We start from the raw sequence: 13820 nt of genomic DNA, 5'->3' as shown, positions 1-13820 counted from the left end.
CAAGCGATGAGCACAACGGCCCTGAGCCGCGAGCAGGCGGCAGCCAAGGTGATGGTGGCGCTGGATTACCCGGACGCCGCCTCCGCCGAGCAGCTGCTGGAGCAGCTCCAAGGCATCCCCTGCTACATGAAGGTCGGCATGCAGCTTTTCTACGCCGCCGGACTGGACTTCGTCCGCCGTCTCAAGGAGCGCGGCTACCGCGTGTTCCTCGACGTGAAGATGCATGATATTCCCAACACCGTCAAAGGCGGAGCGAGCAGCATCGCGAGGCTCGGCGTCGACATGTTCAACGTGCATGCCGCCGGCGGCCGCGACATGATGGAGGCGGCGATGGACGGCGTCGAGGAGGCGCTCGCCGCCGATCCTTCGCTGCCCCGCCCGACGGTCATCGCCGTCACGCAGCTGACGAGCACGAGCGAGGAGATGCTCAACGACGAGATCGGCATCCCCGGCACGGTCGAGGAGGCGGTCGCCCGCTACGCGCTGCTCGCAATCGCGTCCGGCCTCGACGGCGTCGTCGCCTCGCCGCATGAGGTGCAGCTCGTCAAGGACACCTGCGGACCGGCGTTCCAGACGGTCACGCCGGGCATCCGTCCGGCCGGCGCCGATGTCGGCGACCAGACGCGCGTCATGACGCCGCAGGACGCGCTTCGCGCCGGCACCGACTACATGGTGATCGGACGGCCGATCACCCGGGCGGCCGATCCGCGCGCCGCCATTGAATCCATTATCGAGGAGCTGATCCAAGCATGAGCATGCTTCAAGTCGAAAGCCTTCCGCGCGAGATCGCGGCCAAGCTGCTGGACATCGGAGCGGTCGCGCTGCGGCCGGAGGAGCCGTTCACCTGGACGAGCGGGCTGAAGTCGCCGATCTACTGCGACAACCGGCTGACGATGTCCTACCCGGATATCCGCGACCTCGTGGCGGAGGGCTTTGCCGCGGTCATTCGCGAGAGCTATCCGGACGCCGACGTCATCGCCGGCACGGCGACGGCGGGCATCCCGCATGCCGCCTGGGTCGCGCAGAAGCTGAACCTGCCGATGGCCTACATCCGCGACAAGGCCAAGGGCCACGGCAAGCAGAACCAGATCGAAGGCCGCATCGCCGCGGGGCAGAAGGTCGTCGTCATCGAGGATCTGATCTCGACCGGCGGCAGCTCGATCAAGGCGGCGCAGGCGGTCGCCGAGGCGGGCGGCGAGGTGCTGGCGGTCGTCGCCATCTTCTCGTATCAGTTCGCGAGCGCCGAGAAGGCTTTCGCGGAGGCGGGCGTGCCGCTGCGCACGCTGTCGGGCTACTCGGCGCTGATCGACGTGGCGGCCGAGCGCGGCATCGTGCAGAGCGGGCAGCTCGCGTCGCTGCAGGCGTGGCGAGAGGACCCGGCCAGCTACGGCAAGTAGGCGGCGAGATCGGCCTCGCGCCGAGGCAGAGCGATAGAGGGGCGGGACGGCGCATGAGGCCGACCGTCCTTTTCGCTGTTTGGGCAGGAGGGCCGCTGCGCGGGCTGAGGGGGAGGAGCCTTTCTCCGGTGAAGCCGGAGAAGCAGACCCTGAGGGGCAGGAAGCCCGCTGCGCGAGCCGAGCCTTTCTCCGATTCCACTGGAAGCCGGATGCCCTGATTTCCCGACCTCCTATTCGGAGGCCATCCGTCTTCCAAGAGGACCGCTGCCGCTTCTCCGAAAGGCATCGTCTCGCTCCGCTCTGCCTCGCCCCGCAAGCTTGCTCCCTCCCCCCTTCTTATTAGGAGGGAGGACCGTCTCCCGAATACTGGGAGACGACAGCGCTTCGCGCGGCCAACAAACTGGCCTTAAAACAGACCGAGCCAGCAAGCAGGCAAAGCTGCCTGCACAAACCATCCCAGCCCTGCTCGACCAATTACATAGGCGAGCTGCGCGGAAAAACCGAGTAACTCGGGCGTCCAGGGGGAGAAACGGAACGAGTTGCGCGGAAAAACCGAGTAACTCGGGCGTCCAGGGGGAGAAACGGAACGAGTTGCACGGAAAAACCGAGCAACTCGGGTGCCCGGGGGAGAAACGGGGCGAGTTGCGCGGAAAAACCGAGTAACTCGGGTGTCCAGGGGGAGAAACGGAACGAGTTGTGCGGAAAAACCGAGTAACTCGAGTGTCCACGGAGCGAAACGGAGCGAGCTGCGCGGAAAAATCGAGCAACTCGGTGCGGCTGTGGAGCTGGAAGTTCAGGGGCGGTTGGTGGAGCGGTCTGGTTGCGCATCTGAATGCAGAAGTAAGATGCTGCACTTGTTGCAACAGGCGCGGAACCGTGCAACATGCGCGAAGCGTGAGCAATATGCCAGGACCAGGAGCGAAGCGGACGGGAGACTCGCGAAGAAGCGGCCGCGGGTCCCTTGGAGGCCGGGTTCCACCCCTGCTGGAGAATGGAATCAGAGGAATCTGGGCTCTAGGAAGATCGGAACGAGTCCCCGCTCCGCGAAGCGGATCGGTCCCGGTGTCCGCGCTCCGACAAGCGAAGATAGGACTCGAGCGGTCATTACAAAGCGCCGTCGAATCGTGCTATACTAGAGGGAGTGATTGTGGATCCGAGTCGATCCGGCTTTAAAAAATTCATGGGTAAGGACCGATAACATTGAGCAATCGACAACCTGCAACTGACGTGATCTTGATCGGCGCCGGCATCATGAGCGCCACCCTTGGCGCCTTGCTGAAGGAGCTTGCGCCGGACTGGAACATCAAAGTGTTCGAAAAGCTCGCCTCGGCAGGCGAGGAAAGCTCGAACGAATGGAACAATGCCGGTACGGGCCACTCCTCCCTGTGCGAGCTCAACTACACGACCGAGAAGGCCGACGGCTCGATCGACATCAGCAAGGCGGTCAAGGTCAACGAGGAATTCCAGGTATCCAAGCAGTTCTGGGCGCATCTGGCGGCAAGCGGACTTATCCAGCATCCTCAGGAGTTCATCAAGGCGCTGCCGCATATGAGCCTCGTGTTCGGGCAGAACAACGTCAACTTCCTCCGCAAGCGCCACGAAGCGCTCAAGGACAACCCGCTGTTCCGGGGTATGGAGTATTCCGACCGTCCCGACCAGCTCAAGCAGTGGATTCCGCTCATCATGGACGGACGCAAGGTCGACGAGCCGATTGCGGCGACGAAGATCGACTCCGGAACGGACGTCAACTTTGGCGCTTTAACGCGCATGCTGTTCGCCCATCTGCAAAGGCAAGGCGTCGATGTCCGCTACAACCATCAGGTCGACGACGTGAAGCGTGCCGGCGACGGCAGCTGGGAGATCAAGGTGCGCGACGGCCGAGGAGCGGTCGAACGCCATAACGCCAAGTTCGTCTTCCTCGGCGGCGGCGGCGGCAGCCTGCATCTGCTGCAGAAGTCCGGCATTCCAGAAGGACGCGCCATCGGCGGCTTCCCGATCAGCGGCATCTTCATGGTATGCCAAAATCCGGAGGTCGTCTCCCGGCATCACGCCAAGGTGTACGGCAAGGCCGCCGTCGGCGCGCCGCCGATGTCCGTGCCTCATCTTGACAAGCGTTATATCGAGGGCAAGGAAATGCTGTTCTTCGGACCTTTCGCCGGCTTCTCGCCGAAGTTTCTCAAGAACGGCTCGATGCTCGATCTGATCACGTCCGTCAAGCCGAACAACCTGGTGACGATGCTCGCTTCCGGCGCCAAGAACGTGCCGCTCGTGAAGTACCTGCTCAAGGAGCTGTCGCTGTCCAAGGAGCAGCGGATGAACGCGCTGCGCGAGTTCGTTCCGGAAGCCAAGAGCGAGGACTGGGAGCTCGTCGTAGCCGGCCAGCGCGTGCAGGTCATCAAGGATACGCCGGCGGGCAAAGGCATCCTGCAATTCGGTACGGAAGTCGTAAGCGCGGCCGACGGCTCGATCGCGGCGCTGCTTGGCGCCTCGCCGGGAGCATCGACTGCGGTTTCCGTCATGCTGGAGGTCATTGAAAAATGCTTCCCGCAGCAGCTCAAGGCATGGGAGCCGAAGATCAAGCAAATGATCCCTTCCTACGGCCTCAAGCTTCTCCAGCACCCGCAGCTGATCGCGCAGATCGAGGCCTCTACGGCCAAGGCGCTCCAGCTCAAGGAACTGCATCCAGCCAAATAAGCTGTCTTCCCTCCCCGGTGCCGACCGAACGGTTCCGGGGATTTTTTGCATACTTTCCCAAAATACTCCTGGATCATGCTATGATAGGCAGGTTGAAGGAGGAGACGCGCAATGCTAGGCTGGATCAAGCGCCGTCCGTGGACGGCGGCAGCGGCGGCGGTCGTGCTGATCGCGGCGAGCTGGACCGGGAATCTGCTCTATCGCGGCACGCAGCTATTGGAAGAGCCTTATTTTTTCACGCAGGATCAGCTCGTCCATCCCGGCACCAATCAGCTCTACATCCCTTACTTGGAAAATCGCCGAGAGCGGAATTCCGTCCTATTCGTGCAATGGAACGAGCGGCCCGATGCTGCCATCGTGCTGCAAGAGACGATGGGCTTCCGCTACCAGCGCCAGCTGACGGCCTATGCCAGTTGGGAAGTGGATCAAGAGGCCTATGAACAGCTCAAGGAGCCGCAGCCGATAACGTTGACCGTACATTACCGCAATGGAACCATAAAGCAGGTCCGGGCCGGCACGCTGCGCAAGCGCGAGGAGTCGGTTCTAGGCATCAAGGGCAAGGGGGGCGGGTCCGACAACGGTTCCGTAAACGGCGCAGCCGCTTGCGACTGCACGCTCGAAAGAATCGAAGTCGTTCCTGCTGAGCTTGGCGACTCGATCCGGTTGAAGCCTTACGGCTTCGGGGCTAAGTCGCTGCAGCCGCCGGTCGCGCTGACCAAAGGGGAGACGATCCGGATCGACTGGTCGTTCGCGCCTGACGGCGGGAACAGCCTTCGCGGAGCCCATTATTACGAGATGGGCCTGGAGCTGACGTTCCGGACGGAGGACGGCCGGATCATCCGGGAGCGGGAGCCGCTTGCTTTTCCGAACTTGGCCATCGACGAGAACGACTTGACGGCGCTGGTGAAGCAGCTTCGAAAAGGAAGCGAGCCGCATCCGGCCATGAACGGAGGGAGCTCGCGATGAATGTATCCTGGCGAAAGCCGCTTCGCCGCATCGGCTGGGGCCTCCTCCTCGTGCTGCTCGACGTGCGGATCGCGGGCATCGACTGGCTGCCGGACTTCGTGGGCTATATGATGGCGGCGTCGGGATCGCTGCGGCTCGGCAGCGAGTTTCCCGCTATGCGCCGCGCCGGGCGGCTCGCCTGGGGGCTGGCGGCCGTCTCGCTCCCGGCTGTGCTCATGCCGTATACCATGAATCCGACGGAGGGAATCTCGCAGCTGCCGCTGCCGGTCCAGCTGTACGGCCAGCTGATGCTGGCGCTTCACGCCGTGCTGATCGTGCTGCTTTGCACAGGGCTGCGCGAGGCGGCATCCAAGGCGAAAGCGAGGGATATCCAGCATCAGGCCGGAGGCAGGCGGACGTTTTATGCGCTGCTCGCTTTTGTCCTGCTGGTGTTCTATCCGTTCCAGTTCAATCTAGAGGAGCTGCAGTGGTGGGTCTGGTATGGAGGCGGCGTCCTCCTGCTCGGCATCGCCGAGCTGCTGGCGCTGCGGCTGCCGTTCCGTCTAGCCCGTGTCCGCAGGCACAGAGTCGACAAGGAGGCGCCAACCCTATGATCATCATTCGTAAACGAAATCCGGAAGAGCCGCTGCCGATGGAGCTGCTGCTGCTCTCCGACCCGTCCGCCGAGATGGTCGCTTCCTACGCGGAGCGCGGTGAATGCTGGCTGCTGGCCGACGGCGACGAACCGCCGATCGGCGCGTACATGCTGCTGCCGACGAGGCCGGCGACGCTGGAGCTCGTCAATGTGGCGGTCGCCGAGGAGCGCCAGGGCCAAGGCCTCGGCAAGCGGCTCGTGCTCCATGCGGTCGAGCGCGCCCGCGAGCTCGGGGCGGCGACGCTCGAGGTCGGCACGGGCAACTCCAGCATCGGCCAGCTGGCGCTCTATCAGCGCTGCGGCTTCCGCATCGCGGGCGTCGACCGCGATTTTTTCGTGCGCCACTACGACGAGCCGATCGTGGAGAATGGAATTCCGTGCGTCGACATGATTCGGCTGTCGATGGATCTTCCCCGCTCCGACGCGGGTGCCGGGACTTCCGGCCCCCGTTGATTTTCCGATAGACAAGGCGAGGCCGACCTCCGATAATAGAGTTGAAGTTTTCCATACGTGGAGCTTACATAATCGAGGTCAGGGGAATGCCAATCATGAACCATTGGAAAGGTCTTGCCGCCACGGCAATCGCTGCGGCCGTCATCGCGACGAGTCTCGGAAGCGGCGCGGCCGATTCGGCCGCGGCGGCCGCCGCCAAGCCGGCGATCAGCGTCGTGCTGAACGGCAAGACGCAGAAGTACGATCAGCCGCCGGTCATCGTGAACGGCTCGACGCTCGTGCCGCTGCGCGGCATTTTCGAAGGGCTCGGCGCCAAAGTGTCCGTCAGCGGCAAGCAGATCACCGCGACGAAGGGCTTCACGACGATCGTCCATACGATCGGCCAGAACTGGGCGCTCGTCGACGGCCAGAAGGTCGAGCTGTCCCAGCCTTCGCTCGTGCTCAAAGGACGCACGCTCGTGCCGCTTCGCTTCATCGGCGAAGCGCTTGACAGCAAGGTCGGCTGGAACGCCGCCAAGCAGCAGGTGACGGTCGCTCCGCTCCAAGGCGCCGAGCTGCAGGCGCGCTGGGCGGACAAGGCCAACAGCTTCGCCTGGGCCGGCAAGCTGGACAAGCTCAAGGCGATGCTTGCCGCAGGCTGGAAGCCGGCGCTCAGCGAGCAGGCGTTCATCACGAGCGTCTTCACCAAAAACAAGGACATCGTCAAGCTGTTCCTCGACAACGGAGCCGACGTCAACATGATCGTCACGATGGAAGAGGGCGACGCCATCGCGCTCGTCGAAGCGGCGACGTTGCCTTACCGCGAGACGGCGGACGGGGAATATCCGGCAACGACCGAGGCGTCCGATCTGGAGCTCTTGCGGCTGCTGCTCTCCGCCAAGCCGGACATCGCCGGCCTCGAGCAGGAGAACGGCAACCTCGTCTGGACGGCGATCCACGCCGGACGCCTGGAGATCGTGAAGGAGCTGCTGGCGGCCGGAGCGAGCGCCAAGTCCGACGGCAAGCAGCAATTCGCTGCGCCGCTCGCCGCCGCTGCCGGCTATGTCGGCGCTGACGGCAGCCGCGCGTACGCCATGATGGAGCTGCTGCTCAAGAACGGCGCCGATCCGAACGACTGCAACTGCGACGTCAAGGAGAGCTACACGCCGCTTGAGCTCGCGAGCGGCATGCTGTACGACGCCCAGGATGACGGCATCGCCTACAAGCCGGAAGCCCGCGTCGTCGAGCTGCTGCTCCAGCATGGAGCCGATCCGAAGCGGGATCATGCGCTGTACGAGGCAGTCGACGCCGAGGCGCTGGACATCGTCAAGCTGCTGCTCGCCAAGGGCGCCGACCCGAACAAGAAAAATCCGTCTACGGAAAAAACGCCGCTGGATCTTGCCAAGGAGCTCGGCAACGCCGAGCTGACCGCGCTGCTGCAGCAGACCGCGGCAAGCGTATAGGAACCGAGCCCGTCCGCATTGTCGGATGGGCTTTTTTAAGTGAAGCGGAAGAAGGAGGCAGGCCCAGATGAATCGAGAGGAAACGATCCGCGCCGCGGCGCGCTTGCGCGGCGAAGGCCAGGGCGAGGAAGCGCTGCGGCTGCTGAAGGCGCTGGCGGAGCATGCCGAGGATGACGCCGAACTGCAGTACCAGCTCGCCTGGGCGCATGACTCGCTCGGACTGGAGCGGGAGGCGGTGCCGCATTACGAGCGGGCGCTCTCGATCGGACTGGCGGAGCCGGGAGACGATGCGGGAGCGAGGCTCGGACTCGGGAGCACGCTGCGGACGCTCGGCCGCTACGCCGAGGCGCGGCAGCTGCTGGAGGCGTCGGCGCAGCGGTACCCGGAGCGGGCGGAATTTCGCGTGTTCCTGGCGATGGCGCTGTACAACGAAGGCGAGGCCGCCCGCGCGATGGAGCTGCTGCTGCGCGAGCTGGCGGACAGCAGCTCCGCCGCCGGCGTGCGGGATTATGCGCGGGCGATCCGTTTTTATGCGGACAAGCTGGATCAGGTATGGTGAAAAAAGCCTTTACCAAACCTTCCCTTCCGTGTAAGATGAATCATCAAACGGAAGGGTTTCTAGGGATCCGGGAAGCGGCCGCGCCGATGCGGCCCTCTTCGACCGAACCGAGCGAGACCGGCGCGGCGCCATAGGCCGCGTACACCGTAAGGGATAAAAGACCTTCGGAAAGTTCCGCCTGCACGCCTGTGCCGGCCGGCTTTCCGAAGGTCTTTTTGCCGATTCCGGCCGAGGCCGGCGCGACCTCCATCGGCGTGCGGAGGCAGCTCAGACAACAGGGACGAAGGGAGCGGAGAGCATGAACGTATTGGAGACGAAGGGACTGCGGAAGACGTTCCGCGTCAAGCGCAAGGAGCCGGGATTCGCGGCGAGCCTCCGCTCGCTGTGGGCGCCGAGCTGGAGCGAGAAGGAAGCGGTGTCGGGCATCGACCTCGCGGTCGAGGAGGGGGAGACGATCGCTTTCCTCGGTCCGAACGGAGCCGGCAAGTCGACGACGATCAAGATGCTGACCGGCATCCTGCATCCGAGCGGCGGCGAGGCGACCGTGCTCGGCCATGTGCCGTGGCAGGAGCGCAAGCAGCTCGCCTACCGGATCGGCACCGTCTTCGGGCAGAAGTCGCAGCTGTGGTACCATCTGCCGCCGAGCGACACGTTCGAGCTGATGAGCCGCATCTACGAGCTCGACCGGGACGACTACCGCCGCCGGCGCGACCTGCTGATCGAGCGCTTCGAGCTCGGGCCGTACCTCGATACGGCCGTGCGGCGTCTGTCGCTGGGCGAAAGGATGCGCTGCGAGATCGCCTGCTCGTTCCTGCACCGGCCGCGCCTGCTGTTCCTCGACGAGCCGACGATCGGCCTCGACGCCATGATCAAGGAGCGGATCCGCGAGCTGATCGCGGAGCTGAACCGGGAGGAGGGGACGACGGTGTTCCTGACGTCCCATGACGCGGGCGACATCGAGCGGCTGTGCCGGCGGGCGGTCGTCATCCATCACGGCGGCATCATGGTCGACGGCTCCGTGCAGCGGCTGAAGCGCGACATCCTCCGCTACAAGACGGTCGCCGTGCGGCTCGCCGAGTCGTCCCCGCCCGCCGAGTTGCTGCCGCTGCCTCCCGGGGCGCGGCGGCTGCCGGCCGACGCCGGCCAGCTGCGGCTGTCGGTCGATCTGACGGAGATCGGCGTCGAGCAGGTGCTGCAAGGGCTCATGTCGACGCTGGCGATCGCGGACGTGACGATCGAAGACCCGCCGATGGAAGAGGTCATCAAGACGCTGTTCGCCCGAGGCCGGGACGAAGGCGTGGCCGCGCGAGAGGAGGATGCGCCATGATCGCCGCCAAAGGCGCGAAATACGCCGCCGTCGTCCGCATCACGCTCAAACAGCAGACCGCTTACCGGATGGACTTCCTCATGCGCTCGCTGTTCCTGCTGCTCATCCTCTACGTGTTCATGCAGCTCTGGTCGGCGGCGTACAGCGGCCAGGGCGAGGGCGCGGAGATCGCCGGCTTCCGGCTCAAGGACATCATCTGGTACCTCGTGCTGACCGAGGCGTTCACGATGGCGTTTCCGCAGCTGTGCACGCGCATCGAGGAGGAGGTCAAGAGCGGCGGCATCGCCGTCCGCCTGCTGACGCCGATCTCGTACGCCGGCTACCAGTACGCGTCCTATCTCGGGGAGGCGGCGCTGCGGTTCGTCGTCAATCTGGCCTGCGGCAGCCTCATCGGCTGGATGCTCGTCGGCCCGCCGGAGCTCGGAGCCGGCTGGTCCTCGATCGCGGTGCTCGGGCTCGGCAGCTTCACGCTGGCGTTCCTGCTCAACCTGTCGATCGCGCTCTGCTCCTTTTGGGTGGAGGAGACGCGGGGACTGGAGTTCATCCTGCAAAAGCTGCAGTTCACCGTCGGCGGCATGCTCATCCCGCTCGACCTGATGCCGCACTGGCTGCAGCAGATATGCGCCTGGCTGCCGTTCCAGGCGGTGCTGTATTTTCCGGCCAAGTCGGCCGTCAGCGGCGGGGCGGAGCTGGGCGCCTACGTGGCGCAGCAGCTCGGCTGGATCGCCGTCATGGCGGCGCTGTGCGCCTGGATCTATTCGCGGGGCATAAGGAGGCTGAATGCCAATGGAGGCTGATCGCAAGCCGGCCGAGCGGTCCGCGTCGGCGGCCGCGCCGACCCGGGCCGCGACCATGGCCGCTTCCGCGGCGGCCGCGGACCGGCGCAAAGGAACGTTTTGGCGAGGCACGCTGCCGTTCCTGCTCACCTGCTGGAAGCTGAATCTCGCCGGCGCGATGGAGTTCCGCCTGAGCTTCCTCATGACCGCCGGCATGATGTTCCTGAACAACGTCATCTGGCTGCTGTTCTGGGGCATCTTTTTCGACCGCTTCCCGGATGTCGCCGGCTGGGAGCTGAAGGACGTCATGCTGCTCTGGGCGGTCAGCGCAGGCGGCTTCGGCTGGGCGAGCGTGCTGCTCGGCAACTTCACGCGCATCGCCTATCTGACGGCGAACGGGGAGCTGGACGTCTACCTGACCCAGCCGAAGCCGCTGCTGCTGAACGTGCTGGCGAGCCGCATGTCGCTGACGGCGATCGGCGACTTCCTGTTCGGCGCGGCGATTTATGCGTACGTCGGCGACCATAGCTGGACAGGGCTGGCCTCTTTCCTGCTCGCGCTGCTGATGTCCGGCCTGTTCTTCCTGTTCTTCACGCTCGCGGCCGGCTCGCTGGCGTTTTTCTTCGGCAACGCCGAGGGCATCGCCTTCCAGCTGTTCAACAGCTTCCTCGCGTTCACGACCTACCCGGCGGACATCTTCAAAGGGCTCGGCCGGCTGCTGCTGTTCACGATCGTTCCGGCGGGCTTCATCAGCTACATGCCGATCGGCCTGCTGCGCGGCTGGGACGGATCGTTCATGCTGGCGGCAGCCGGCATGCTGCTGCTGCTGGCGGCGCTGTCGCTCGGACTGTTCTATGCGGGCCTGCGGCGCTACAGCTCGGGCAACCGGATGGCGATGAGGAGCTGACGTCCAGCCGGCGGAATGGCTGCGGCCAGCGAATGCCTACAGCCAGCCGGAGTAGAATTTCTCGTAGCCGGCCTTCATGACGCGTCCGCCGAAGCGGCTGAACGCCTGGTCGCGGTTGTCCTCGGACACCCGGCGCGGATGCGCGGCCGCCATGTTCAGCAGCTCGAACCAGTTGGACTCGCTGCCGGCGAACGTATGCGTCGACGCGATATGCCCGTAGCAAGGATGCTCGGGCTTGACGACGAGCTTGCCCATCGCCATCGCCTCCGCGAGCGGCATCGAGAACGTGTCGAAGCGGCTGCTGCTCCAGTACACCTTTGCCGAATTCATCAGCTCGAACACCTCGTCCCTGGACAGCGCGAACTTCAGCGTCACGTTGGACGGGATGTCGTAGCGCTTCATGCTCTCGCGGTAGCGGAGGCCGCCCATCGCCATCACGACGTCCTTGTCCGGATTGCGGCGCGCGTACTCGAGCGGCAGGTCGGGACGGCGGTTCGGCTCGTCGCGCCCGATCCACAGGATGCGGTTCTCGACCACCTGCGACGGGTCGTAATGGCGCTCGGCGAGCTCCTCCTCGAAGCCGATCGGGATGACGTCCACGTCCGTGACGCCCCAATCGGCGCGGAACAGGCCTTTCAGATAGTCCGTATGCACGACCGCCTTGTCCACGATCGAGTAGAACGGCTTCATCATCTCGTAGCCGGTCAGGTCGGGATGCGGGTAGCTGTGCGGGAACAGCACCGCCTTGTCGCGGAACATCTTGAGGAACGTGAACCCGGATACCGTGTAGATGACATGCTCGATCCGCTCCCGGTCGAGCTGCTCCAGCACGAGGTCGTAGTTGACGAGATCGCCTTTTTCGTACTCGTAGCCGGGCGCCTGGTCGTATCCGCTCACATGGCGGTCCGGCGCGACGAACACGATCTCGACGCCGAGCTCGCGGCTGAGCGCCTGCAGCCTTTCGGCATAGATGCGGGGGCCCTGGGCCTCCGCGAATTGAATTTTTCTCATGACGAGACCGACTTTCGTCACCGTCGATTCCTCCTTCGGGTGGGGCATGCTTCTGCTAGTATAATCGACCGGCCCGATATGGGGTAGAGAAGAGGGAGGAGAACGGCAGAGCGGCGAGGAAGAGGGTATAAGGCATTAAGGAAACGAAACGCCGCATCAGCACTCGAGAGGAGCATGCATCATGGAAAAAATCGAGCTATGGCCGCAAGGAGCGCCGGGCGCGCTCGGCACGCAAGAGGAGGATCGGCCGCATCTGCTGCGCTTCCCCGCGGCCGGCACGGCAGCGAGAGGGGCCGTCGTCGTCTGCCCCGGAGGAGGCTACGCGATGCGGGCCGGACATGAGGCCGACCCGATCGCGGCCTGGTACCAGGAACGCGGCTTCCACGCGTTCGTCCTGCATTATCGCGTCGCCCCGTACGCCTATCCGAGCGCGCTGGAGGACGCCCAGCAGGCGATCCGTCTCGTACGGCTGCACGCGCAGGAGTGGGGCGTCGATCCGGAGCGGATCGCGCTGCTCGGTTTTTCGGCAGGCGGGCATGTGGCGGCGAGCGCAGGCACGCTCAGCAACGACGGCGACCCGCTGTCGGACGACCCGATCCGGCGGATCGGCTGCCGCCCGGACGCGCTGCTGCTCTGCTATCCGGTCATCAGCATGCGCCCGGACGTGACGCATGGCGGATCGCGGCGCAACCTGCTCGGCGAGCGGCCCGATCCGGAGCTGGAGGCGCTGCTGAGCGCGGACGAGCAGGTCGGCCCGGATACGCCGCCGACGTTCCTGTGGCATACGGCGGAGGATGAAGGCGTCTCTTCTCGCAACAGCCTCCGATTCGCGATGGCGCTGGCGGAGCACGGCGTCTCCTACGACCTCCATGTGTATCAGCGCGGGCGGCACGGCATCGGCATGGCGGCGGACGACCGCCGCGCCGGCGGCTGGCTGGAGCTTTCCCGGAGCTGGCTGGAGGATCTCGGCTGGGGAGGATCGTCGCGTTGACGGCATTGAATTAATTTTATACAATTGAATCAGAAACGATTTAATTGGGAGGCGATGCCGATGTTGATCTATGAGATTCCAGTGGAGAAGTCCGGCGGGGAGCAGACGACGCTGGAGCCCTATCGCGGCAAGGTGATGCTGATCGTCAATACGGCGACCAAATGCGGGCTGGCGCCGCAGTTCGACGGCTTGGAGAAGCTGCATCAGACGTATAAGGACGAAGGGCTGGCCGTGCTCGGCTTTCCGTGCGGCCAGTTCGCCAATCAGGAACCCGGCGGCGACGATCAGATCCAGGAGGCGTGCCGCATCAACTTCGGCGTCACGTTTCCGCTGTACGCCAAGGTCGACGTGAACGGCGACGGCGCGTCGCCGCTGTTTCAATACTTGACGAGCGAGGCCAAGGGCTTTCTCGGCACGAAGGCGATCAAGTGGAACTTCACGAAGTTCCTCGTCGACCGGGACGGCCGCGTCGTGCAGCGCTTCGCGCCGACCGACAAGCCGGAGAAGATCGAGAGCCATATCCGAAGGCTGCTCGGAGCCGGCGCTCCGGCGTGAGCCGCGCCGGGCGATGAGCGGCCCGATCGCAGAGGAGCCCGTCCGATGAGCGGCTCGAGCAGAGGAGGTCGTTCGATGAGCGGCCCGATCGCAGAGGAGCCCGTTCGA

General features: G+C 64.7%; 15 protein-coding genes. 13 read left to right on the top strand and 2 right to left on the bottom strand.

Features of this window, described 5'->3' with window-relative positions; translation table 11 throughout:
• Positions 1-6: 6 nt before the first annotated feature.
• The 8 genes from pyrF (at position 7) to H582_RS0100950 (ending at position 8145) form a co-directional block, all read left to right on the top strand.
• Positions 7-753: an orotidine-5'-phosphate decarboxylase gene (gene pyrF, locus H582_RS0100985; protein WP_028596983.1), complete on the top strand. Its 747-nt coding sequence runs from the start codon at positions 7-9 to the stop codon at positions 751-753.
• A gap of 2 nt (positions 754-755) precedes the next feature.
• Entirely contained in the window at positions 756-1397 is a 642-nt protein-coding gene (gene pyrE, locus H582_RS0100980) for an orotate phosphoribosyltransferase (protein WP_028596982.1), read from the top strand.
• Between the two features lie 1200 nt (positions 1398-2597).
• On the top strand, positions 2598-4091 hold the full coding sequence (locus H582_RS0100975) for a malate:quinone oxidoreductase (RefSeq protein ID WP_028596981.1): 1494 nt from the start codon (positions 2598-2600) through the stop codon (positions 4089-4091).
• 111 nt (positions 4092-4202) lie between these two features.
• Positions 4203-5057 (top strand): hypothetical protein, encoded by an 855-nt coding sequence (locus tag H582_RS0100970; RefSeq protein ID WP_028596980.1) that lies wholly within the window; start codon positions 4203-4205, stop codon positions 5055-5057.
• On the top strand, positions 5054-5650 hold the full coding sequence (locus H582_RS29670) for a hypothetical protein (RefSeq protein ID WP_052332850.1): 597 nt from the start codon (positions 5054-5056) through the stop codon (positions 5648-5650). Before H582_RS0100970 ends, H582_RS29670 begins: the two co-directional genes overlap by 4 nt.
• Complete coding sequence (locus H582_RS25425; RefSeq protein WP_052332893.1) at positions 5650-6144, top strand: GNAT family N-acetyltransferase; 495 nt, start codon at positions 5650-5652, stop codon at positions 6142-6144. The genes H582_RS29670 and H582_RS25425 overlap by 1 nt, the downstream gene beginning before the upstream one ends.
• Positions 6145-6239: 95 nt before the next feature.
• Positions 6240-7586 carry a stalk domain-containing protein gene (locus tag H582_RS29665; protein WP_052332849.1) on the top strand — a complete coding sequence of 449 codons (1347 nt, stop codon included), beginning with the start codon at positions 6240-6242 and terminating at the stop codon, positions 7584-7586.
• 67 nt (positions 7587-7653) lie between these two features.
• Positions 7654-8145 (top strand): tetratricopeptide repeat protein, encoded by a 492-nt coding sequence (locus tag H582_RS0100950; RefSeq protein ID WP_043110733.1) that lies wholly within the window; start codon positions 7654-7656, stop codon positions 8143-8145.
• A gap of 43 nt (positions 8146-8188) precedes the next feature.
• Here the strand turns inward: H582_RS0100950 and H582_RS0100945 are convergent, their stop codons facing one another.
• Positions 8189-8395: a hypothetical protein gene (locus H582_RS0100945; protein ID WP_028596978.1), complete on the bottom strand. Its 207-nt coding sequence runs from the start codon at positions 8393-8395 to the stop codon at positions 8189-8191.
• A gap of 48 nt (positions 8396-8443) precedes the next feature.
• Here H582_RS0100945 and H582_RS0100940 point away from each other — a divergent pair, with 48 nt between their 5' ends.
• Genes H582_RS0100940 through H582_RS0100930 form a run of 3 tightly spaced genes read left to right on the top strand, consistent with a single transcriptional unit; the run spans position 8444 to position 11155 of the window.
• Positions 8444-9472 carry an ABC transporter ATP-binding protein gene (locus H582_RS0100940; RefSeq protein WP_028596977.1) on the top strand — a complete coding sequence of 343 codons (1029 nt, stop codon included), beginning with the start codon at positions 8444-8446 and terminating at the stop codon, positions 9470-9472.
• On the top strand, positions 9469-10269 hold the full coding sequence (locus tag H582_RS0100935) for an ABC transporter permease (RefSeq protein WP_240478895.1): 801 nt from the start codon (positions 9469-9471) through the stop codon (positions 10267-10269). The genes H582_RS0100940 and H582_RS0100935 overlap by 4 nt, the downstream gene beginning before the upstream one ends.
• Positions 10259-11155 (top strand): ABC transporter permease, encoded by an 897-nt coding sequence (locus H582_RS0100930; protein WP_240478894.1) that lies wholly within the window; start codon positions 10259-10261, stop codon positions 11153-11155. The genes H582_RS0100935 and H582_RS0100930 overlap by 11 nt, the downstream gene beginning before the upstream one ends.
• 36 nt (positions 11156-11191) lie before the next feature.
• Here H582_RS0100930 and H582_RS0100925 read toward each other — a convergent pair whose 3' ends face one another.
• Positions 11192-12187 (bottom strand): glycosyltransferase, encoded by a 996-nt coding sequence (locus tag H582_RS0100925; RefSeq protein ID WP_028596974.1) that lies wholly within the window; start codon positions 12185-12187, stop codon positions 11192-11194.
• A gap of 160 nt (positions 12188-12347) precedes the next feature.
• Between H582_RS0100925 and H582_RS0100920 the strand changes: the two genes are divergently transcribed.
• Positions 12348-13157, top strand: a complete 810-nt coding sequence (locus H582_RS0100920) for an alpha/beta hydrolase (RefSeq protein ID WP_028596973.1) — start codon at positions 12348-12350, stop codon at positions 13155-13157.
• 60 nt (positions 13158-13217) lie between these two features.
• Complete coding sequence (locus H582_RS0100915; RefSeq protein WP_028596972.1) at positions 13218-13712, top strand: glutathione peroxidase; 495 nt, start codon at positions 13218-13220, stop codon at positions 13710-13712.
• Positions 13713-13820 lie beyond the last annotated feature (108 nt).

The organism is Paenibacillus pasadenensis DSM 19293, assembly GCF_000422485.1.
In the GTDB taxonomy this organism is placed as follows: domain Bacteria; phylum Bacillota; class Bacilli; order Paenibacillales; family Paenibacillaceae; genus Paenibacillus_O; species Paenibacillus_O pasadenensis.
The sequence above is the reverse complement of the archived record's forward strand: the minus strand, read 5'-3'. Positions and strand labels throughout refer to the sequence as shown.